Annotated in this window: 23 protein-coding genes; 19 read left to right on the top strand and 4 right to left on the bottom strand. The window is 39.3% G+C overall.

Annotated elements, in window-relative coordinates; genetic code table 11:
* The first annotated feature begins 70 nt into the window (after positions 1 to 70).
* The 7 genes from GWI59_RS16130 (at position 71) to GWI59_RS16100 (ending at position 7649) form a co-directional block, all read left to right on the top strand.
* Entirely contained in the window at positions 71 to 832 is a 762-nt protein-coding gene (locus GWI59_RS16130; protein WP_161725096.1) for a nucleoside-specific channel-forming Tsx family protein, read from the top strand.
* 496 nt (positions 833 to 1328) lie between these two features.
* Entirely contained in the window at positions 1329 to 2279 is a 951-nt protein-coding gene (gene cyoA / locus GWI59_RS16125; protein WP_006535098.1) for a cytochrome o ubiquinol oxidase subunit II, read from the top strand.
* Between the two features lie 4 nt (positions 2280 to 2283).
* Entirely contained in the window at positions 2284 to 4266 is a 1983-nt protein-coding gene (cyoB, locus tag GWI59_RS16120; RefSeq protein WP_072063672.1) for a cytochrome o ubiquinol oxidase subunit I, read from the top strand.
* Complete coding sequence (locus GWI59_RS16115) at positions 4266 to 4877, top strand: cytochrome o ubiquinol oxidase subunit III (protein WP_036932890.1); 612 nt, start codon at positions 4266 to 4268, stop codon at positions 4875 to 4877. The genes cyoB and GWI59_RS16115 overlap by 1 nt, the downstream gene beginning before the upstream one ends.
* Positions 4877 to 5209, top strand: a complete 333-nt coding sequence (locus GWI59_RS16110) for a cytochrome o ubiquinol oxidase subunit IV (RefSeq protein WP_006535101.1) — start codon at positions 4877 to 4879, stop codon at positions 5207 to 5209. The genes GWI59_RS16115 and GWI59_RS16110 overlap by 1 nt, the downstream gene beginning before the upstream one ends.
* 11 nt (positions 5210 to 5220) lie before the next feature.
* On the top strand, positions 5221 to 6105 hold the full coding sequence (gene cyoE / locus GWI59_RS16105) for a heme o synthase (protein ID WP_072069392.1): 885 nt from the start codon (positions 5221 to 5223) through the stop codon (positions 6103 to 6105).
* Positions 6106 to 6278: 173 nt separating this feature from the next.
* Positions 6279 to 7649 carry an MFS transporter gene (locus tag GWI59_RS16100; RefSeq protein ID WP_072063675.1) on the top strand — a complete coding sequence of 457 codons (1371 nt, stop codon included), beginning with the start codon at positions 6279 to 6281 and terminating at the stop codon, positions 7647 to 7649.
* A gap of 78 nt (positions 7650 to 7727) precedes the next feature.
* Here GWI59_RS16100 and GWI59_RS16095 read toward each other — a convergent pair whose 3' ends face one another.
* Positions 7728 to 8219 carry a YajQ family cyclic di-GMP-binding protein gene (locus GWI59_RS16095; RefSeq protein ID WP_072063676.1) on the bottom strand — a complete coding sequence of 164 codons (492 nt, stop codon included), beginning with the start codon at positions 8217 to 8219 and terminating at the stop codon, positions 7728 to 7730.
* Positions 8220 to 8444: 225 nt separating this feature from the next.
* Here GWI59_RS16095 and panE point away from each other — a divergent pair, with 225 nt between their 5' ends.
* On the top strand, positions 8445 to 9365 hold the full coding sequence (gene panE / locus GWI59_RS16090) for a 2-dehydropantoate 2-reductase (protein ID WP_072063677.1): 921 nt from the start codon (positions 8445 to 8447) through the stop codon (positions 9363 to 9365).
* On the top strand, positions 9334 to 9951 hold the full coding sequence (gene yajL, locus GWI59_RS16085; protein ID WP_006535107.1) for a protein deglycase YajL: 618 nt from the start codon (positions 9334 to 9336) through the stop codon (positions 9949 to 9951). The genes panE and yajL overlap by 32 nt, the downstream gene beginning before the upstream one ends.
* 91 nt (positions 9952 to 10042) lie before the next feature.
* Here yajL and thiI read toward each other — a convergent pair whose 3' ends face one another.
* A complete protein-coding gene (gene thiI / locus GWI59_RS16080) occupies positions 10043 to 11494 on the bottom strand; it encodes a tRNA uracil 4-sulfurtransferase ThiI (RefSeq protein ID WP_006535108.1) in 1452 nt (483 codons plus the stop codon).
* Positions 11495 to 11695: 201 nt separating this feature from the next.
* On the opposite strand from thiI, the gene xseB reads away from it, so the two are divergent.
* The 10 genes from xseB (at position 11696) to GWI59_RS16030 (ending at position 21737) form a co-directional block, all read left to right on the top strand.
* Entirely contained in the window at positions 11696 to 11959 is a 264-nt protein-coding gene (gene xseB, locus GWI59_RS16075) for an exodeoxyribonuclease VII small subunit (protein WP_006535109.1), read from the top strand.
* The gene (ispA, locus tag GWI59_RS16070) at positions 11960 to 12883 is read left to right on the top strand and encodes a (2E,6E)-farnesyl diphosphate synthase (protein WP_109847881.1); all 924 of its coding nucleotides are present in this window, start codon (positions 11960 to 11962) and stop codon (positions 12881 to 12883) included.
* A 66-nt stretch (positions 12884 to 12949) separates the two neighbouring features.
* Positions 12950 to 14815 (top strand): 1-deoxy-D-xylulose-5-phosphate synthase, encoded by a 1866-nt coding sequence (dxs, locus tag GWI59_RS16065; protein WP_006535111.1) that lies wholly within the window; start codon positions 12950 to 12952, stop codon positions 14813 to 14815.
* Positions 14816 to 15161: 346 nt separating this feature from the next.
* Positions 15162 to 15581: a D-ribose pyranase gene (rbsD, locus tag GWI59_RS16060; protein ID WP_006535112.1), complete on the top strand. Its 420-nt coding sequence runs from the start codon at positions 15162 to 15164 to the stop codon at positions 15579 to 15581.
* A gap of 7 nt (positions 15582 to 15588) precedes the next feature.
* The gene (gene rbsA / locus GWI59_RS16055) at positions 15589 to 17097 is read left to right on the top strand and encodes a ribose ABC transporter ATP-binding protein RbsA (protein ID WP_161671080.1); all 1509 of its coding nucleotides are present in this window, start codon (positions 15589 to 15591) and stop codon (positions 17095 to 17097) included.
* Position 17098: 1 nt separating this feature from the next.
* Positions 17099 to 18064 carry a ribose ABC transporter permease gene (rbsC, locus tag GWI59_RS16050; RefSeq protein WP_069368591.1) on the top strand — a complete coding sequence of 322 codons (966 nt, stop codon included), beginning with the start codon at positions 17099 to 17101 and terminating at the stop codon, positions 18062 to 18064.
* Between the two features lie 42 nt (positions 18065 to 18106).
* Positions 18107 to 18997 (top strand): ribose ABC transporter substrate-binding protein RbsB, encoded by an 891-nt coding sequence (rbsB, locus tag GWI59_RS16045; RefSeq protein ID WP_072063681.1) that lies wholly within the window; start codon positions 18107 to 18109, stop codon positions 18995 to 18997.
* 78 nt (positions 18998 to 19075) lie between these two features.
* The gene (gene rbsK / locus GWI59_RS16040; protein ID WP_161669323.1) at positions 19076 to 20002 is read left to right on the top strand and encodes a ribokinase; all 927 of its coding nucleotides are present in this window, start codon (positions 19076 to 19078) and stop codon (positions 20000 to 20002) included.
* Positions 20003 to 20006: 4 nt separating this feature from the next.
* Entirely contained in the window at positions 20007 to 21020 is a 1014-nt protein-coding gene (gene rbsR / locus GWI59_RS16035; protein WP_175304885.1) for a ribose operon transcriptional repressor RbsR, read from the top strand.
* Between the two features lie 381 nt (positions 21021 to 21401).
* Positions 21402 to 21737 (top strand): zinc ribbon domain-containing protein YjdM, encoded by a 336-nt coding sequence (locus GWI59_RS16030; RefSeq protein WP_161725094.1) that lies wholly within the window; start codon positions 21402 to 21404, stop codon positions 21735 to 21737.
* A 95-nt stretch (positions 21738 to 21832) separates the two neighbouring features.
* Here the strand turns inward: GWI59_RS16030 and thiL are convergent, their stop codons facing one another.
* Both thiL and nusB read right to left on the bottom strand, forming a co-directional pair.
* Positions 21833 to 22816 (bottom strand): thiamine-phosphate kinase, encoded by a 984-nt coding sequence (gene thiL, locus GWI59_RS16025; protein ID WP_161725092.1) that lies wholly within the window; start codon positions 22814 to 22816, stop codon positions 21833 to 21835.
* A gap of 103 nt (positions 22817 to 22919) precedes the next feature.
* Complete coding sequence (gene nusB / locus GWI59_RS16020; protein ID WP_006535124.1) at positions 22920 to 23333, bottom strand: transcription antitermination factor NusB; 414 nt, start codon at positions 23331 to 23333, stop codon at positions 22920 to 22922.
* Positions 23334 to 23341: the final 8 nt, after the last annotated feature.

Below are 23341 nucleotides of genomic sequence, written 5' to 3'. Positions count from 1 at the left end.
ATAGTTTCAAAAAATATAAAAATATAAATTCACCGCAAAATTATTTCATTAAAATAAATTGAGATTATTCATGATAAAAAAAACATTTTTATTAACCATCGCAAGTACACTTTCTTTATCTGCTCAAGCTAGCTATTTAGGTGGCTTCGCTAATACCAGCATCAATTATCTTGATTGGACTACTCATACAACACACAAAACAGGGCAATCTTCTCATAAAGATGATTTTGCCTATCTAGAACTTGAAGGTGGTGCCAACTTTTCATGGGGTGAATTTTACGGTTTTTTTGATCTAGAAAATCCCTTTAATCCTCGAAAAACAGAACCAGGTGATAATCAACGTTATACTGTTAAAGCAACAAGTCGCATTTACTTAGGTGAAAGTGATGTTAATTTATACGGACATATTTACGGTACATGGTCACTTCCCGGTAAAGAAAACAACGGCAACTTCCATGAAGTTAATACACTTTACGGCTTAGGCTATAACACACAAATAGATAATTTATGGTTTAAACCATTTATTGCGCTTCATTATGTCGATCAAACTTACTATTCAGGAAATAATGGCTACGTTGTTGGCTGGGTTGCTGGATATGATTTTTCGATTAGCGCTCAAAAATTTAGCATTAGCAATTGGCATGAAATGGAATTTAACCGTCATGAGCGTTATGGCAATGAGGGAAAAGATGGATTTAATGGCGCTTTAGCTTTTTGGTGGCATCCAACGACCTCTATTACTACGGGTATTCAATATCGTTATGCTTATAAAAAGTTAGGCGAAGATTTTTTGCAAGACGGCATTGTATATAGCCTGAAATATAATTTTTGATCGCTAATTGTTAATTTTTATTACAGCGAAAGCATTTTTATTCGCTGTAACCTCTTTTTACCACTTAATGAAAAGTTTTCTCATTGGATATAAATATTCATCAAATTACTAATTAACCATATTAAAAATTACACAAACATCAAATATGGATATTAAACATTAATATAAAAAGGATTTCACCTATCAACTCTCCTCCGACCTCTAATCTGTTACTTTTTTAATCACAATACGTTTTCTTACACTTTTTATTGCATTTTTATTTGTAAAAATATGTATTTATTTTAAAAACATGGTACTTTATGAAATTATAGTTAATACGCAATAATTAAATTAACATTTATTTAATATTTTGATTACTTGTGATCACATTAACACAAAAGACCAACCAACCACTTACTTACCATTACAATTGTTTACACTGTCGCAACCTTACCGTAAAATGTCCTTACTGATACTGATGAAACAACAATAGAACCTTTGTCATTTGGGTCGTTGGATGAGACTTATGAAATACATAAAAAGTATTGGGACACTCTCGCTATTAGCAGCAGCTCTTCTCTTAAGTGGCTGTGATATGGCGTTAATGAATCCCAAAGGCGCTATCGGCGCTGAGCAAAAAACATTAATCCTCATTGCGCTTGGTTTAATGTTAATTGTTGTGATACCGGTAATACTGATGGTGATTGTTTTCGCTTTTCGCTACCGTGAATCCAATACTAAAGCCACCTATCGCCCAAACTGGGCTCACTCAAATAAAATTGAACTCGTCGTTTGGACTGTGCCAATTATCATCATTGTGATTTTGGCGAGCATTACATGGAAAACAACCCATGAGCTTGATCCTTACAAACCTTTAGAGTCCACAGAAAAACCTGTCACCATTGAAGTTGTTTCAATGGATTGGAAATGGTTATTTATCTATCCAGAACAAGGTATTGCAACAGTTAATGAACTGGCTTTCCCTACTAATGTTCCTGTTAATTTCAAAATCACTTCTGACTCTGTCATGAACTCATTCTTTATCCCTCGCTTAGGTGGACAAATCTATGCGATGGCAGGAATGCAAACTAAGTTGCACTTAATTGCGAATGAACCTGGTGAATATCAAGGTATGTCTGCAAGTTATAGTGGACACGGTTTCTCTGATATGAAATTTACAGCGATTGCGACACCTGATCGTGCCGGTTTCGATGCGTGGGTTGAAAAAGTCAAACAATCGCCAGATACGTTAAATACGACCGCTGCATTTAATGAACTTGCTAAACCAAGCCAGAAAAATCCAGTGACCTACTATTCAAGCGTGAAGCCAATGTTATTCCAAGAAACTATTTCTAAATTTGGTCATACAGGTCATGGCGCTCACACAGGTGGCAATCAGACAGCACATGCTGATGCAACAATGAATATGAACATGAGCCATGCGGCGCATGCAGGAGCAGAGGAATAAAGGCATGTTCGGAAAATTAACTCTTGATGCAATCCCTCTACATGAACCAATTATCGTAGTTACTTTACTCGGTATTGTTCTTGGTGGACTTGCTATTGTTGGCGCACTAACTTATTTTCGTAAATGGAAATGGTTGTGGACCGAATGGTTAACCAGCGTTGACCATAAAAAAATTGGTATTATGTATATCCTCGTTGCAATGGTCATGATGTTCCGTGGCTTTGCCGATGCAATTATGATGAGAAGCCAACAAGCTCTCGCCTCTGCCGGCGAAGCTGGTTTCTTACCACCTCATCACTATGATCAGATTTTTACCGCACACGGCGTTATCATGATTTTCTTCATGGCGACCCCTTTCGTTGTAGGTCTGATGAATCTTGTTGTACCTTTACAAATTGGTGCCCGTGATGTGGCCTTCCCTTTCCTTAACTCACTGAGCTTCTGGTTCTTTGTCGTTGGTGTAGTACTCATCAACATTTCTTTAGGTATTGGTGAATTCGCACAAACAGGTTGGTTAGCTTATCCACCACTTTCTGGTTTGGAGTATAACCCAGGAGTCGGGGTAGATTATTGGATATGGAGCTTACAGATATCCGGTATTGGTACGCTTCTAACTGGGGTTAACTTCTTCGCGACTATTCTGCGTATGCGTGCGCCGGGTATGAGCATGATGAAAATGCCAGTATTCTCTTGGGCTGCTTTATGTACTAACGTCCTGATTATTGCTGCATTCCCAATTTTAACAGTTACTATTACGCTATTAACTTTAGACCGCTATCTTGGTACGCACTTCTTTACCAATGATATGGGCGGTAACATGATGATGTACATCAACCTTGTATGGGCTTGGGGTCATCCAGAAGTTTATATCCTTGTTCTGCCTGTATTTGGTGTGTTCTCTGAAGTTACAGCAACATTCTCTAAAAAACGGTTATTCGGTTATACCTCTTTAGTTGGTGCGACTGTCGTTATTACCGTATTGTCATTTATCGTTTGGTTACACCACTTCTTTACTATGGGTTCGGGGGCTAACGTAAACGCCTTCTTCGGTATCGCCACGATGATCATCGCTATACCAACAGGAGTTAAAATCTTTAACTGGCTGTTTACGATGTATCAAGGTCGTATCGAATATAAAAGCCCAATGTTGTGGACTATCGGTTTCCTTATCACCTTCTCTGTTGGGGGGATGACTGGGGTTCTGTTAGCCGTTCCGGGTGCAAACTTTGTTTTACATAACAGCCTATTCTTAATTGCCCACTTCCATAACGTTATTATCGGTGGTGTGGTATTTGGCTGTTTCGCAGGGATGACTTACTGGTTCCCTAAAGCATTCGGTTTCACACTGAATGAGAAATGGGGTATCCGTGCATTCTGGTTCTGGTTTATCGGCTTCTTTATGGCCTTTATGCCACTGTACATTCTTGGCTTTATGGGTATGACTCGTCGTATCAGCCAAAATATCAACCCTGAATTCCATCCAATGTTAATGGTTGCTGCGGGTGGCGCTGCATTGATTGCTATCGGTATCGCTTGTCAAGTTATCCAGATCTACGTAAGTATCCGTGACCGTGATCAAAACCGTGACTTAACGGGCGATCCATGGGGCGGACGTACGCTGGAATGGTCAATTTCCTCACCGGCTCCTTTCTATAACTTTGCCGTTGAACCTAATGTTCAAACTCGTGATGAGTGGTGGGATCAGAAAGAAAAAGGCACAGCCTATCAGCGTCCAACCAAATACGAACCGATCCATATGCCTAAAAATACTGGCGCAGGTGTGATTATTTCAGCATTCAGCTTAGTCCTTGGTTTTGCCATGATCTGGCATATCTGGTGGTTAGCTATTGTTGGTTTCGCTGGCATGATTGTCACTTGGATCGTGAAAAGCTTTGATACAGATGTGGATTACTATGTCCAAGTACCTGAAATTGAAGCTATCGAGAATAAGCATTATGAAGAACTGAAAAAAGCAGGTGTGAAATAATGTCTACTCAAACTGTAAATAACACAAACGCCCATGAACATCATGGGCACCACGATGCAGGAGCGACGAAAGTTTTCGGCTTCTGGATCTATCTAATGAGCGACCTTATCCTGTTTGCCAGCTTATTCGCCACTTATGCGGTGCTTGTTAACGGGATTGCAGATGGTCCTTCAGGTAAAGAGATTTTTAGCTTACCGTTTGTTTTAGTTGAAACCTTCTTACTGCTATTTAGTAGTATCACTTTTGGTTTCGCTATGCTGAGCATGAATAAAGGTAGCGTTAGCCAAGTTAATCTGTGGTTATTTGTTACTTTCTTATTCGGCTTAGGTTTCGTCATCATGGAAGTTTACGAATTCCATGAGCTAATCGCAGAAGGTTATGGCCCAGATCGCAGTGCATTCTTATCTGCATTCTTCGCATTAGTTTCAACGCACGGTCTTCACGTCACTGCGGGTTTAATTTGGATTGTAATTATGATGATCCAAGTATCACGCCGTGGTTTAACTGAAGTTAACCGTACTCGTTTAAGCTGTTTAAGTCTGTTCTGGCACTTCCTTGACGTTGTCTGGATCTGTGTGTTCACCGTAGTTTATCTGATGGGAGCGATGTAATGAGTCATCCAAATACTTCTCCTTCAGGCGCAAGCCACGGCAGTATGAAGTCTTACCTAATCGGCTTTATTCTGTCTGTTATCCTCACCGTTATTCCATTTTGGATGGTGATGGAAGGAACAGCGACACCAGCAACAATTCTCTGGACTGTTGTCGGTATGGCAGTTGTGCAGATTGTGGTTCACTTAGTCTGCTTCTTGCATATGAATACGTCATCAGAAGAGCGCTGGAACGTCGTCGCATTCCTGTTCACACTGCTTATTATCGGCATTGTTGTCGTAGGCTCGTTGTGGATTATGTACAACCTGAACATCAATATGATGATGGATTAAGAGTTGTCGCTATGATTAAGCAATACCTACAAGTCACCAAACCAGGAATTATTTTCGGAAACTTAATTTCTGTAATAGGTGGTTTCCTTCTCGCCTCTAAAGGTGAGATTGACTACCCCCTATTTGTCGCGACTCTACTTGGGGTGTCTCTGGTCGTTGCTTCTGGTTGTGTTTTTAACAACTATATTGACCGTGATATTGACCGTATCATGGAAAGAACGAAGAACCGCCCATTAGTTAAAGGATTAATTGACCCTCGAATTAGCCTGATTTATGCCTCAGTATTAGGTATTGCAGGTGTTGTGCTGCTCTATGTAGCAGCCAACCCGCTTGCAATGTTTATCGCTGTATTTGGTTTTATTATTTATGTTGGGGTTTATAGCCTCTATATGAAGCGTAAATCTGTTTATGGCACACTGATTGGAAGTTTATCTGGCTCTGCTCCCCCTGTTATCGGTTATTGTGCCGTTAGCGGTGAGTTTGATGCAGGCGCGGCAATCCTATTACTTATCTTTAGTTTATGGCAGATGCCTCACTCTTATGCCATTGCTATTTTCCGTTTTAAAGACTACCAAGCAGCTAATATTCCGGTATTACCCGTTATTAAAGGGATCTCAGTCGCTAAACGCCATATCATTCTTTATATTCTGGCATTTATGATTGCAACCTTAATGCTGACATTAGTTGGATATGCGGGCTATAAATATCTAATAGTTGCTTCTGCCGTCAGTATTTGGTGGTTGGGCATGGCTTTATCCGGTTATAAAGCAACCAATGATAAAGTGTGGGCACGAAAATTATTTATTTTCTCTATTGTGGCAATCACTTCATTAAGTGTAATGATGTCGGTTGATCCAACAAGCTCAACAGAAACTGTTTTTGCTTATTTAAGATAATGTATTTACTAAAGTAACCGAAAGACCAGTCAGCCTTCTGACTGGTCTTTTTTTATCCTGTTTCGCGACTAAAGAAGATATCAGTACAGTTTTGACTTTTTTACATCCCATTTATTGATTAACCTCGTTATAAAATGTCATTACAATGGGGTATCAGTAATACGAGGTAATCCATGAATGATAATAAAATGACCCCATTAGAGCGCAAAGCTACATGGGGACTAGGCACTGTCTTTTCTCTTCGCATGCTTGGCATGTTTATGGTACTCCCAGTTTTAACCACCTATGGGCTTCAGCTACAACACGCAACAGAATCTCTCATTGGATTAGCCATCGGTATTTATGGATTAACACAGGCTATATTCCAAATTCCTTTTGGTATTTTCTCTGATAAATTTGGTCGAAAACCTATGATTGTTTTTGGCTTAATTATTTTTATTGTCGGGAGCCTTATTGCAGCTCTTAGCGACAATATTTACGGCATTATTATTGGTCGGGCACTACAAGGTGCTGGCGCTATATCAGCCGCAGTTATGGCTTTACTCTCCGATCTAACTCGAGAACAAAATAGAACAAAAGCAATGGCCTTTATTGGTATTAGCTTTGGGATAACCTTTGCTTTAGCCTTAGTTTTAGGCCCTATTTTAACGCATATTTTTGGTTTACATGGCCTGTTTTGGGGAATTGCTCTACTCGCCTTGGGTGGCATTGTTATTACGCTTTTTACTGTGCCAAATAGCGAACACCCTATTCTTAATCGAGAATCTGGTTTTGTCCGTGGCAGTGTAAAAAAAGTCTTATTTGATGCACAGCTTCTTAAGTTGAATACGGGTATTTTTTCACTACATACTTTATTAATGGCTGCATTTGTTGCCCTTCCTCTAGTTATGAGTAGCGCTGGTTTAGCAAAAGAAAAGCATTGGATTGTTTATCTAGTCACCATGCTAATTGCCTTTATTACTGTACTCCCTTTTATTATCTATGCAGAAAAAAAACGTAAAATGAAACAGGTTTTCTTATTCTGTATCTTTTTACTAATTATCGCTCAAGTTATTTTAATAAGCTCTGGCTCTAGTTTATGGCTAATTATTGCTGGTATTCAGGTCTTTTTTATTGGCTTTAATATTATGGAAGCACTACTACCTTCATTAATCAGTAAAGAAGCACCTGCTGGCTATAAAGGTACAGCAATGGGAATTTATTCCACCAGCCAATTTTTAGGTGTGGCATTAGGCGGTATTTTAGGGGGATGGCTTTATCAGCATTATGATGCACAAATCGTATTTCTGGGCTGTTTAGTGATCGGCATTATTTGGTTTTTGATTAGCTTAACATTACGCCAACCCGCTTATGTCAGTAGCTTACGCGTTGAATTACCTAAAAACCTATCTTCAAGCCAACAACAGAGACTACAACAATTATTTAATCAACAACCGGGGGTTAATGAAGTTGTGATTATGGCTGATGAACAAAGTGCTTATATCAAGGTTGATACTAAACAGACACCGAGAGCAACATTAGAGTCGCTAATCTCTTTAGTTTAAAGGTCGATAAATTGACGGGATAAAATAAAAATGCGCTGGTTTAACAGCGCATTTTTATATGACTCAATAGATAAACAATTAGTCACGGAAGTTATTAAATTGGAATGGCTGCCCTAACTCACCTTCTCTGACTAATTTCATTACGGCTTGTAAATCATCACGTGATTTACCTGTAACACGGACTTGCTCACCTTGAATTTGAGCCTGAACTTTTAATTTACTGTCTTTGATCAACTTAACAATTTTTTTTGCTAAGGCTGTATCAATACCTTGTTTCAACGTGGCTTCTACGCTGTACATTTTTCCACTGTGAGTCATCTCTTCAGGGATATTTAATACCGCACCATCAATCCCTCTTTTTGCCATTTTCTCACGCAGAATATCTAATAATTGTTGAACCTGAAATTCAGATACACTGGTCGTTTTCACTGACTCTGCTTTTTCGTTTAATTCAAAGCTTGCTTCAACGTTACGAAAATCCCAGCGAGTAGTCAGTTCACGTTGCGCGTTTTCTACTGCATTACGCACTTCATGTAAGTCAACTTCAGATACGATATCAAAAGATGGCATTCTTTCTTCCTCAATAAATAAATACAACCCGAATAATAGCTTCTTTTAGAGTTGCAAAAAAGCATTGCACATTCAATAACAAATTTATCCCTTTTATTTCCTCTTATAGTAAAGCGCAAACATACATTAAACAGGAAAGTGTAATCAATGTTATAATTTTAACTTAATAGTCTAATAAGCGTCAGTAGCCATCTTGCGCTATTACGATTTGCAAAAAGAGGCACAATGAAAATTACCGTTTTAGGATGTGGTTCGATTGGTAAACTTTGGGTTGCCGCTTTAACACTTCAGTCTCATGAAGTACAAGGTTGGCTAAGAGTGCCACAGCCTTTTTTAGACGTAAGTGTTGATAACATTAATGGTGAGCCTTTTTATCAGCGTATTACTGCAAATCAACTTGAATGGTTAAAGCAGAGCGAATTATTAATTGTTTGCTTAAAATCTTGGCAAGTATCAGATGCTGTTAATGCACTATTACCTTATCTTTCTGCACAATGTCCGATTTTACTCATTCATAATGGTATGGGTACTGCCGATGAATTAACAGCAACACAACACCCCATTATCAGACCTATATTACAAGGCATTATTACTCATGGTGCTTATCAACAAGGGCAAGATGTTATTCATACAGCAACAGGAATAACACATATAGGTCCATTAAATCATGCGGCTCAACAATATAGCTATTTAGCAGAAACCTTGCATCATGCATTGCCTGATGTCGCTTGGCATAATGATATCCATACCATTAGTTGGCTAAAACTTGCAGTTAATTGTGTTATCAATCCTCTTACCGTTTATTATCAATGCCGTAATGGTGATTTATTGCGTTATCCTGAGCATATTCAAAAAGTATGCGACGAAGTTTATCAAGTGATGGAACGTGAGGGAGTCGTACCAACGTCTCAAGCTCACCTTCATGGCTATATTATTGATACCATAGAACAAACTGCAAATAATTATTCTTCTATGTATCAAGATGTGAAATATCAACGCCATACAGAGATTGACTATATTACGGGTTATTTATTACGTCGAGCTTCAGAACAAGGGCTTGTATTGCCAGAAAATAACCGCCTTTTTCAATTTATTAAACAACAGGAAGGCAATTATGACCATATCAGCGCTCATCTGCCTAGCTAATGGAAGCGAAGAGACCGAAGTCGTCACTACCGTAGATTTACTGGTAAGGGCTGGGATTAATGTCGTACTTGCAAGTGCAGAAAATGATGTTGATGATCTTATTATCACTTGTTCTCGTGGTATTAAACTTGTCGCCGATGCGCCTCTAGTTCGTGTTGTTGATCATCACTATGACGTTATTATTCTCCCCGGTGGATTACAAGGTACTGAAACATTGAGAGATAGCCCTTTAGTGGTCGAAAAAGTACGTCGCATGCACAGTGAAAATAAACTTGTCGCAGCCATCTGTGCAGCACCGGCAATGATCCTTGAGTCTCATAATATTTTTCCCATCGGCAACATGACAGGTTTTCCTGCATTAAAAGATAAAATATCACCGAAAAAATGGGTTGATTATCGAGTCTATTTTGATGAAAGAGTCAATTTAATTACTAGCCAAGCACCCGCAACATCTATCGATTTTGCACTAAAAATTATCGAACGCTTAAAAGGTAAAGAAGCTGCTGCTGATGTCGCCAAACAACTCGTATTACCACCCGGTATTTATAATTACCAAGATGAATTTACTGGGTTCGGGGATAGATAGATAATAAAAGCCACTATATTGAACTGTTCTAACATATTAGACTGCTCAATATAGTGGCTTTTTTTATTCCTGATAACTAAAGATTATCGCACTACTTTTTACGATACACTTTTACGTTTTCAAAACCTTGCTCACGTAAATAAAGCGCTTGTAAACGGCTCATCATACCGCGATCACAATACAGTAAATAGGTTTTAGTTTTATCTAAATCACCAAACTGAGTGCTTAATTTATAGAAAGGTAATTCTTTAACATCAATGCCATCCATTTTTAATGGTGATGTTTCTTGTTCTTCAGGGGAGCGAATATCAAGAATAACGTCATTTGCACCGAACTCAGAGACCATTTCAACTTCTGTCACTTGTTGTACAGTTTCTTCGGCTATACGGCGAATATCCATATTCTTGGCATTTTCAACAACGTTATCAAGAATAGAAAAATCAAATTTCTCTTCTTCCGCTTCGATCTTCGCTTTGACGGCTTTCACTGTTGGGCTTTTTGAAATTACCCCACAAAATTCTGGCATTGTGCGAGCAAAATCTTCTGTGCCAATTTGGCGAGCAATATTGATAATGTTCTCTTTATCATGCGTGATAAGAGGACGTAAAATTAACGTATCTGTCGCATTATCAATTAAACGCAAATTAGTTAAGGTCTGGCTAGAAACTTGGCCTAATGCTTCGCCAGTCACAATTGCTTGAACACCATAACGCTCTGCCACTCTTGATGCTGCACGTACCATCATACGTTTTAATACAACACCCATTTGACCATCATCGACTTTTTCTAAGATTTCTGCGACAACAGGTTCAAAATCAACAGCAACGAAATGCACTTTATGTGAACGACCAAAACGGTTCCATAAATAATGCGCAACTTGTTTAACGCCAATTTCGTGTGCAGAACCGCCTAAGTTAAAGAAACAATAGTGAACTCGGCTACCACGACGCATTAACATATAGCTTGATACACCTGAGTCATAGCCACCAGAGATCAGTGATAAGACATCTTCTTGCGTACCAATTGGAAAACCACCAATACCTTCATAGCGCGCATTGACTAAAATAAGTTTATCATCTTCAATTTCTAAATTAATGGTGACATCTGGACGCGTTAATTTCACTTTTGCACTTTCAACATGTTGGTTAAAACCACCACCAACATAACGCTCAACTTCATTTGAAGTAAAACTGTGCTTACCACGACGTTTGGCACGAACACAAAATGTTTTGTTTTCAACTAAATGCTTAAATGCCGCAAAAGTTTGCTCAAAAATATTATGTAAGTCGGTATAAGGATGTTCTTCGACTTGTAAAATGTGATGAATACCAGGAATGCGTGTTAATGCATCACATACTGCTTCACTTTTACTTTCGTCTTTACTCACAACCACAATGTTATCCCAATTACGGACAACTGTGATTTCATCGCCGATTGAATTTAATACATTACGGATATTGCTAGTGAGAATTTTGATAAAACGTATACGAACTGATTGGCTTTTGATCGTAATTTCGGGGAATAATTTAATAATAAACTTCATAGTCAATGGTCATAGGTTATTAAGTAGAAACATAAACTACAGTGATGTAAATTGACTGGAGTTTATAAAAGTCACAAAGTATATCACCAATATTTAGGGCTCACCCGCAAAAATCATCGACTGAATAAGAAATTTTCATCTTACTTGTAGTAAGATGATGACTATTATTCAGCGCTAACATGCTTTATTATCAAAAATATTATGGCTAAGAAAACGACTCCAATTAACGAAGACATCTCACAAGCACCAAGTTTCGAAGCATCCATGCAAGAACTTGAGCAAATCGTAAACCGTTTAGAATCCGGTGAACTCCCTTTAGAAGAAGCGCTTAATGAGTTTGAACATGGCGTTCGTCTAGCCCGTGTTGGACAAAAAACATTACAAGACGCTGAACAGCGTGTTCGTATTCTTCTAAAAGAAGACGATAATGCAACTCCTGATGATTTTATCCAAGAGGCAGAATAATTGAGTAACGCAACTTCAAGTACGGATGCGTTCCGTCATAAATTAGATTCCGCCCACCAGCGTGTTGATGATGCATTAAACCAAGCGCTATCAGCTTTACCATTCACTGACATGCCTCTAGGTAAAGCCATGCATTATGGCGCTCTTTTAGGTGGCAAGCGCTTACGCCCTTTTCTTGTTTATGCTGTTGGCGAAATGTTTAAAGTCCCTGCACTAAACCTTGATGCACCCGCTGCCGCAATAGAATGTATTCACGCATATTCCCTTATTCATGACGATTTACCTGCGATGGATGATGATGATTTGCGCCGCGGTAAACCAACATGTCATATTGAATTCGGTGAAGCCAACGCTATTTTAGCAGGTGATGCACTACAAGCTCTGGCTTTTGAGATCTTAGCAAAAAATCCAATGCCTGATGTTGCAATAACTGATCGCGTTGCAATGATTGCTGAATTAGCAACAGCTAGCGGGCTTGCAGGTATGTGTGGTGGTCAAGCTCTTGATCTTGAAGCAGAAGATAAATCGATTGATCTCGCATCTCTTGAAAAAATCCATTTACACAAAACAGGTGCGTTAATTCGTGCGGCTGTTCGTTTAGGCGCCTTTAGTGCAGGCTCTAAAGGCCATGATGTATTACCTGCATTAGATAAATATGCTCATTCCATTGGCCTTGCCTTTCAAGTGCAAGATGACATTTTAGATGTCATTGGCAGTACTGAAGAAACAGGAAAACGTCAAGGTAGCGACCAAGAATCAGGAAAAAGCACCTATCCTGCACTCCTTGGGTTAGAGCAAGCTCAAAAGAAAGCACAGGAATTGTATAACGAAGCACTGGATGCCTTAGCGTTTCTTGAGCAATACGAGTACGATACAACCACGCTTAAACAATTAGCGAGTTTTATCGTCGAACGGAAAAACTAATAACAAATAAAGAGAGCAGCTTACCTGTTCTTTCCCTATTACAAGTGATTAATTAATAGGCATCACATGAGCATTGATATCGAAAAATATCCCACATTGGCGTTGGTTGAAACACCAGAAGATTTGCGCCTATTACCAAAAGAGAGTTTACCTAAACTCTGTGATGAGCTAAGGCTATTTCTTCTTAACAGTGTCAGCCGCTCAAGTGGTCACTTCGCCTCAGGTTTAGGTGCTATTGAGTTAACAGTTGCTCTTCATTACGTCTATAAAACCCCTTTTGATAACCTTATATGGGATGTGGGTCATCAGGCATATCCTCATAAAATCTTAACAGGTCGCCGTGACCGCATTGATACAATTCGCCAAAAAAATGGATTACATCCTTTCCCTTGGCGTGAAGAGAGCGAATACGACAAACTTTGTGTCGGTCACTCTTCAACCTCTATCAGTGCAGGTTTAGGTATGGCTGTTGCCGCTGAACAAGAAAAACTGAATAGAAAAACAGTTTGTGTCATTGGTGATGGTGCAATTACTGCGGGTATGGCTTTTGAAGCAATGAACCACGCAGGTGATATTGAACCAGATATGCTCGTTGTTCTTAATGATAACGAGATGTCGATTTCAGAAAACGTTGGTGCGTTGAATAATCACCTTGCACAATTGTTGTCTGGCAAACTGTATACTACCTTGCGTGAAGGCGGAAAAAAGGTTTTCTCTGGCCTTCCACCAATTAAAGAATTACTGAAAAAGACAGAAGAACATATCAAAGGCATGGTCGTTCCTGGCACCATGTTTGAAGAATTAGGATTTAACTATATCGGCCCAGTTGATGGTCATGATGTTATTGCGCTAGTACAAACACTCGCAAATATGCGTGATCTAAAAGGCCCTCAGCTTCTGCATATTATGACTAAAAAAGGTCGAGGATATGCACCTGCTGAACGTGATCCTATTAGCTGGCACGCTGTACCTAAATTTGATCCACAAGCAGGTACATTACCTAAAAGCCCTAATGCACGACCTACATTTTCCAAAATTTTTGGTGACTGGTTATGTGAAGAAGCCTTAACCGATCCAAAACTGATGGCAATTACCCCAGCTATGCGTGAAGGCTCTGGTATGGTGCGCTTCTCAAAAGAATACCCATCACAATATTTTGATGTTGCGATCGCAGAACAACATGCCGTTACCTTTGCGGCTGGTTTAGCTATTGGTGGTTATAAGCCGATTGTCGCTATCTACTCAACATTCTTACAACGCGCTTACGACCAAGTTATCCATGATATTGCCATTCAAAAACTGCCTGTTTTATTTGCTATTGATCGTGGCGGTATTGTGGGAGCAGATGGCCAAACTCACCAAGGTGCTTTTGATCTCTCATTCTTACGCTGTCTTCCTAATATGGTCATTATGGCGCCAAGTGATGAAAATGAGTGTCGCCAAATGCTTCATACTGGTTATCACTATCAGGATGGCCCTGTTGCTGTACGCTATCCAAGAGGCTCTGGTGTTGGTGCGCAATTGCAACCACTTAGTCCACTACCTATGGGTAAAGGTATTATTCGTCGCCAAGGCAAAGGTATTGCGATCCTAAACTTTGGTACATTACTACCAGAAGCATTAGAAGTCGCTGAAAAACTTGATGCAACTGTGGCGGATATGCGTTTTATCAAGCCTCTTGATAAATCACTTATCCTTTCTCTGGCAGAACAGCATGACATGTTGGTAACACTAGAAGAGAATGCCATTATGGGTGGGGCTGGCAGTGGTGTTAATGAGTTACTCATGCAAGAGCGTTGCTTAGTACCTGTCTTAAACTTAGGTATACCTGATCTGTTTGTGCCACAAGGTGGACAAGAAGAGATCAGAGCTGACTTAGGATTAGATGCAGAAGGTATTGAGAAATCAATTAACGCTTATCAAGCTAAATAATTCTATTATCATTTAAATCGCTCCGACTTTCCTGAGTTGGAGCGATTATTAAAAAGACTCGCCACTTCTTATCTTACTTTATTTAAAAAATTATCCTTGCTTGCATTCTATATTTCATTCTTTTCAAGCTTTGTTGAATGTCACATTTTTATGAAATTCACTGAAAACAACCACTTCATCTCTTGAATCAATTCAGCGTTAATTTATTCAATCAGTTAGATTTTTCTTTCTTTTTGTTTACCAACGAAACGTTTCGATCATGCTCACAATATGAATAAATCAAACTTGTTTTCCCACTTTTCTTTTCTACTATATAGACAGCGAAACGTTTCGCTGAGGAGAAAACATGAAAAAAGGTATATTACTTAATAGTCCCATTTCGAGTGTCATTTCACGTTTAGGACACACTGACAAAATCACTATTGCAGATGCCGGATTACCTATTCCCTCCTCTGTTGAACGTATTGATCTTGCTCTCACTCAAGGGATCCCTGACTTTATGTCCGTGTTGCAAACAATCACTCATGAGATGCAAGTTGAAGCCATCATGCTGGCGGAAGAAATTAAAACCATCAATCCCTCTCTTTTTAATGAAATCATCTCTTATCTCCATTTATTAGAACAAGAGCAAAAGAAGCCTATTCAAATAATCTATGTTTCACATGAAGCATTTAAAAAACAACTCACTGAAAATAAAGCTGTTATTAGAACCGGTGAATGTACCCCTTATGCCAATATTGTGCTGTTTTCTGGTGTGACTTTCTGAGGACAATATGAAACCTTTACTTGAACTTAAAGATATTGATAAGTCATTTCCCGGTGTAAAAGCACTATCTGGCGCGACGTTACGAATTTATCCTGGTCGAGTGATGGCTTTAGTCGGTGAAAATGGTGCTGGCAAATCAACACTGATGAAAGTGCTTACTGGCATTTATAAAAAAGATGCTGGTGAAATCATTTATCAAGGTGAAAGTTGTACTTTCAATGGTCCTAAATCTTCTCAAGAAGCAGGGATCGGCATTATTCACCAAGAGCTTAACCTTATACCTGAATTAACTATCGCAGAAAATATTTTCTTAGGTCGTGAGTTTACTCGTGCTTTTGGTGCTATCGATTGGAAGAAAATGTATGCAGAGGCTGATAAGTTATTAGCTCGATTAAACCTAGCTTACAGTAGCCACCGTTTAGTGTCTGAATTATCGATTGGTGATCAGCAAATGGTGGAAATCGCCAAGGTACTTAGTTTTGGTTCCAAAGTGATTATTATGGATGAACCAACAGATGCATTAACTGACACAGAAACTGAATCTCTGTTTAGTGTTATTCGTGAACTAAGAGATCAAGGTTGTGGCATTGTTTATATCTCACATCGCTTAAAAGAGATCTTTGAGATCTGCGATGATGTGACAGTCCTGCGAGATGGTCAGTTTATTGGTGAAAAACCTGTTGCCTCATTAAAAGAAGATACTCTGATTGAAATGATGGTTGGTCGTAAGTTAGAAGACCAATACCCTCGAATTAATATCCCTCAAGGAAAAACTAAACTTAACGTCATTAACCTCAGTGGCGAAGATGTTCACGATGTCAGTTTCTCATTACATGAAAGCGAAATTCTTGGCATTTCAGGTTTAATGGGAGCGGGTCGTACTGAATTAATGAAAATTATCTACGGTGCATTACCTAAAACTAATGGCACCGTTGAGTTAGATGGTAAACCCTGCCAAATAAAAAAACCAGTTGAAGGATTGGAACAAGGCATTGTTTACATCTCTGAAGATAGAAAGCGTGATGGTTTAGTACTTGGCATGTCAGTAAAAGAAAATATGTCTCTGACGGCACTTCGCTATTTTAGCCGTGGCATGGGTGTGCTTAATCATAAAGAAGAGCAACTTACCGTCGGTGATTTTATTAAATTATTCAATATAAAAACCCCTTCAATGGATCAAACCATAGGTTTTTTATCAGGGGGAAATCAACAGAAAGTGGCTATCGCAAGAGGCCTGATGACTCGCCCTAAAGTACTTATTCTTGATGAGCCCACTCGTGGCGTTGATGTGGGCGCTAAAAAAGAAATTTATCAGCTAATTAATAAATTTAAACAAGAAGGATTAAGCATCATCTTAATTTCTTCTGAAATGCCAGAGGTAATGGGAATGAGTGACCGTATTTTGGTTATGCATGAAGGTCGTATTAGCGGTGAGTTTTCCGCTCACAATGTCACACAAGAAATGCTAATGGCAGCGGCTGTTGGTAAACAATATGACGCTAAAGTAGGAGTTTGATATGAGCACGAATTCAATTCCAGCGTCAAAACGTTGGTTCTCAAAAGCTTGGCTATTAGAGCAAAAATCGCTGATTGCATTGCTACTTCTGATTGTTGTGGTTTCCACACTCAGTCCTAACTTCTTTACCTTAAACAATATTTTCAACATCCTCCAACAAACATCAGTTAATGCCATTATGGCGGTTGGCATGACGCTGGTTATTTTAACCTCTGGTATCGACTTATCTGTTGGTTCATTGCTTGCATTAACAGGTGCCGTTGCTGCTTCGATGGTTGGTGCAGATGTTAATGCGCTTGTTGCTGTTGTTGGGGCATTGGCATTAGGTGCAGCTATTGGTGGTGTTACCGGGATTATCGTTGCTAAAGGTAAAGTTCAAGCCTTTATTGCTACGTTAGTCATGATGTTATTACTACGCGGTGTTACTCGTGTCTATACAGACGGCAGCCCAATTAATACCGGATTTAGCGATAATGCTGATCTGTTTAGTTGGTTTGGTATTGGTCGCCCATTTGGTATTCCAACGCCAATTTGGCTCATGATGATTGTCTTTTTGAGTGCATGGTATTTATTACATCACACACGTTTAGGTCGCTATATCTACGCACTAGGGGGTAATGAATCTGCCACTCGCTTATCCGGTATTAGTGTCGATAAAATTAAAATCATCGTTTATTCATTATGTGGTTTATTAGCCGCCCTTGCGAGTGTTATTGAAGTTGCTCGACTTTCATCAGCACAGCCAATGGCCGGTAATGGCTATGAGCTAGATGCGATTGCCGCCGTTGTTCTGGGAGGCACCAGTCTTGCGGGTGGTAAAGGTCGTATTATCGGTACATTAATTGGTGCACTTATTCTAGGATTCTTAAATAATGCACTGAATTTATTAGGAATATCATCAAATTATCAAATGATAGTAAAAGCAGTGGTCATCTTACTTGCTGTTTTAGTAGATAACAAAAAATAACGCTCTATTCTCTTAATCCGAACCCCGACAGGAACTTATATTATGAAACTGAAAAAAATGGCGACACTTCTTTCTGTTGTTGCATTAAGCGCCACAATCAGCGCCAACGCATTTGCCAAAGAATCGATCGCGCTTGTTATCTCAACACTTAACAATCCTTTCTTTGTCACCATGAAAGACAGTGCGCAGAAAGAGGCAAATAGATTAGGCTACGACCTTGTTGTTCTAGATTCTATGGACAACCCAGCTAAAGAGCTTGCTAACGTGCAAGATCTGACAGTGAAAGGGACACGTTTAATGCTTATTAACCCAACAGATTCAGATGCTGTGGGTAATGCAGTTATTTTAGCTAATAAAGCCAAAATCCCAGTGATCACCTTAGACCGTGTTGCCAACAAAGGTGAAGTCGTCAGCCACGTCGCTTCAGATAACCGCCTTGGTGGTAAAATGGCAGGTGATTATATTGCTGAGAAAGTTGCTAATGATGCCAAAGTTATTCAACTCGAAGGGATCACAGGAACATCTGCATCTCGTGAACGTGGTGAAGGCTTTAAACAAGCCGTTGATGCCCATAAACTGAATGTACTTGCAAGCCAACCTGCTGATTTTGACCGTACAAAAGGTCTTAACGTGATGCAAAATCTGTTAACTGCGTATCCTGCGGTTCAAGCTGTGTTTGCACAAAATGATGAAATGGCATTAGGTGCATTACGTGCGTTACAAACCGCTGGTCGTACCGATGTGTTAGTGGTTGGTTTCGATGGCACAGATGATGGGATCAAAGCAGTAAACCGTGGCATGTTAGGTGCAACCATTGCTCAACGTCCAGATCAAATTGGTATTATCGGCATTCAGACTGCAGATAAAATTCTCAAAGGTGAGAAAGTGGATGCAACAATCCCAGTCGAACTTGAGTTAGTTATTAAACAATAACAACAATAAATGCCACGGAGTGATATTGCTCCGTGGTAGCTTTAATCATTAAAACACGTTTTTACAAGGATAAAGGCTATGACAACACCTCGCCTTGCTGTTCTAGGTAGTATTAATGTTGACCACATTATGAATATTTCACAATTTCCAAAACCAGGTGAAACCATTATTGGTCATCAATACAAAATAGCCTTTGGTGGTAAAGGTGCAAACCAAGCTGTTGCTTGTGGTCGCAGTGGCGCCGATATTACCTTTATTGCTTGTGTCGGTGATGATGCGATTGGCAGTGAGATAATCTCACAACTTAACACAGATAATATTCATATCGATGCAATTAGTATTATTCCGCAAACACCTACAGGTGTTGCGATGATCCTTGTTAATGAGCAAGGTGAAAATGTAATTAGCATTATTGCAGGTGCTAACGGTGCACTAACACCTATACATCTTGAGCAATATCATCATGTTATTGAACACGCTGATGCCTTACTGATGCAATTAGAATCACCGTTAGAGACTGTTTTTGAAGCCGCAAAACTGGCAAAATCACATCAAACTAAAGTCATTTTAAATCCCGCACCAGCACAAACTTTATCTGATGAATTTCTGAGTTTTATTGATGTTATCACTCCAAATGAGACAGAAGCCGAAATATTAACAGGCGTTTCTGTGCATGATGAAGCGGGTGCGGCAAAAGCTGCCGATATTTTACATCGTAAAGGCATCAAGCAAGTCCTTATCACTTTGGGTAGCCGTGGTGTATGGTTTAGTGAACAAGGAAAAGGCATGATAATTCCTGGATTTCGTGTCGATGCTGTTGATACCATTGCTGCAGGTGATACATTTAACGGTGCATTTGTCACTGCAATATTAGAAGGGAAACCTTCCGTTGAGGCTATCCGTTTTGCTCACGCAGCAGCTGCCATTGCAGTTACACGTCATGGTGCGCAATCTTCTGTTCCTTGGCGTCATGAAATCGAATCATTTTTAGCAGAGCGAGCATAGTACTTTGGCAACAATGAAAGATGTCGCCCGTTTGGCGGGCGTTTCGACATCAACTGTTTCTCACGTAATCAATAACAATCGTTATGTTAGTGAAGGTATTCGTAAAAAGGTTAACGACGCTATCGAAACCTTAAATTACGCGCCTTCTGCTTTAGCACGCAGTTTAAAAATGAACTGTACTCATACTATTGGCATGTTAGTGACAGCCAGTAGTAACCCGTTCTATGCAGAAGTTGTGCGTGGCGTTGAACGCAGTTGTTACGAAAAAGGTTATAGCCTTATTTTGTGTAACACTGAAGGAGATTACGAACGCATGGATAGTAGCCTTGAAACATTGCTACAAAAACGTGTTGATGGCTTATTATTGATGTCAACAGAAGCCAGAGCGCCCTCTCATGAAGTGCTAAATCGTTATCCTCGTTTACCTATGGTTATGATGGATTGGTCTCCCTTTGAATATGGGGGCGATATTATTCAAGATAACTCTCTGCTTGGGGGAGAAATTGCAACCAATTATCTAATTAAAAAAGGCTTTACTGAGATTGCGTGTATTGCAGGCCCTCAAGATAAACTTCCTGCCAAACATCGTTTACAAGGTTATTACAATGCAATGCAAAAAGCAGGATTAGCTATCCGAGAAGAGTTTGTGTTAACAAGCGATTTTGAATTTGCGGGTGGATTTAGCGCAATGCAAAAATTACTCTCACTTTCTGTCTTACCACAAGCTGTTTTTACCTGTAATGACGCGATGGCTGTTGGTGCTTATCAAGCTATTTATCAAAAAGGTTTGCGTGTACCTGATGATATTTCAGTGATGGGTTATGATGATATCGACCTAGCCTCTTATATGATCCCTCCTCTTTCTACGATCCACCAACCCAAAGATGAATTAGGTAAACTCGCTGTCAGCCAATTATTACATCGCATGGAAAATATCGATGCAAAAGACAATGTTCTGGTACTTACACCCAAACTTATAGAACGTGGTTCGGTGAGTAACTTTGTAAAATCACAATAAGAAAAGTAACACTATTATTGATAATGCTCTCTTTTAAGGTGAGGGCATTTATTTTTAGTTGTATTTATAAAATTATTACCTTTATATCAAGTGGTTAAGTAAAATTTAAAATCAATTTTATTTGTCTTTATTTTCTATTTAACGCGCTATATCTAATCTACTTTCCCTCTCTCGTTATGTCATAACCGGTGAAAGATGCAAATTTCCATCAAATCCATTATACTGTCGCCCTTTCACATTATCAGAAGCAGTACCACTTCGGAGACTGCTTAGAACTTTTCACTCTTAAACGATAATGTGTCCTTTAATTTATGGGGCAAGTGTTATCCTCATTGTGACGATTAATCACTCCCCATTTTGATAAAATTTGAGAGTATTATTATGTCATTACCTTCTTGTCCTAAGTGCAGTTCAGAATACACCTATAAAGATGGTGCAATGTATGTTTGCCCTGAATGCGCACACGAGTGGAACGATGAAGAACCCGTTATTGATAACGATGAGTTAGTGGTTAAAGATGCTAACGGCAATCTATTAGCTGATGGTGATTCAGTAACTGTGATTAAAGATCTCAAAGTCAAAGGTAGCTCAACCATGCTTAAAATTGGTACTAAAGTAAAAGGTATCCGTTTAGTGGAAGGCGACCATAATATTGATTGTAAAATTGATGGCTTTGGACCAATGAAGTTGAAATCTGAATTTGTTAAGAAAAACTAAGAATAACAGATTATTGATACTATCTTTGTTGATATATCTAGATGTTATCGCATTCTGAAAGGCGCTTATAGAGCGCCTTTTAAATTGAGATAGGCTTACTGATCAGACTCACTGAAATGATCAAACCCTTTAAGATTAGGGTAAACATCTTTACCATCTCGTAAATAACGAATACCTTCAGCGATCGGCATAATTTGCCCTATACAATGAAAATCTGCGCCTGTATGTGCTAATGCAATCTCTAACGCGCCACGGTTGATTTCTGGCACCGTAAAACATAATTCATAATCTTCACCACCACTTAATGCCCAAATCTCCGCTTGTTCTTCACTCACTTGCGCTTTCATCGCTGGCGAATAAGGTAATGCATCTAAATTTAAGTGAGCCCCACAACCACTTGCGGTGAGAATATGACCTAAGTCTGAAATTAACCCATCAGAAATATCAATCGCAGATGTCGCTAAATGGCGCAATGCTTGACCTTGTAATAAACGAGGCTGAGGACGCAAATGCCTTGCAACAAAATAATCACTATGCTCTTTTTCTGTTGGTTGTAATCTATTTTGTAATACAGCAAGTCCCGCTGCACTATCGCCTAAAAACCCAGTGACATAGATCCAGTCACCAATTTTAGCGCCGGAACGAAGTAATGCCGTTCCTTGCGGTACAAGTCCTTGTATGGTAATCGTTAAACTTAAAGGACCACGAGTGGTATCACCACCAATTAGCTGGATCGCGTAGTAATCAGCCAAAGCAAAGAAAGAACGACTAAATGCCTCAAGCCATTCACTGTTTATATCAGGAAGTGTTAACGCTAATGAAGCCCAAGAAGGATCTGCACCAACGGCAGCTAAATCACTAATATTTACAGCAAGTGCTTTATAGGCTAAATCTTCAGGTGAGATAGAAGGAAGGAAGTGAATACCACTCACTAAAGTATCAGTGCTAATAGCGACTTGTTGCTTTTCCGGTACCGTCAATATTGCGCAATCATCCCCAATTCCTGTACTTACATCTTTTCGTTTTACAGGCTGTGAAGTGAAATATTGCTTAATAAGGGAGAATTCACCACAAGGCATTATCTATTTCCTATTGAGCTATGCATACTAGACTAGCTTTATTAAACAAAAGGCCGGAATTACCGGCCTTGAATTATTTACCATAAAGGAAACGTGAAAAACATTATTTTTTACGTACAGTTGGTGCAGCTTTATCAAGCACGCCATTAACAAATTTATGGCTATCGTCAGCACCAAATACCTTAGCCAGTTCAATCGCTTCGTTAATCGCAACTTTGTAAGGAACATCTTCACGGAAGCTTAGTTCAAACATTGCTAAACGTAAAATTGCTTTTTCAACTTGACCTAATTCTTCGAGTTGGCGGGATAAATAAGGTTCCATCGCCTTATCTAAACGTGTTGCATTAATGGCAACCCCCACTAAAAGCTCACGAAAATAAGCAATATCTACACCTTGGGTATCCTGCTCGGATAAAAACTCCAATTCCACATCCGCGATGTCATTTCCGGATAATTGCCATGAGTAGATAGCTTGCACAGCACACTCACGAGCACGACGACGAGCAGCAGGTTTCACAAAATTCC

This window comes from Proteus sp. G2673, assembly GCF_009915125.1.
In the GTDB taxonomy this organism is placed as follows: domain Bacteria; phylum Pseudomonadota; class Gammaproteobacteria; order Enterobacterales; family Enterobacteriaceae; genus Proteus; species Proteus penneri.
This window is presented reverse-complemented; position numbering and strand designations above follow the sequence as displayed.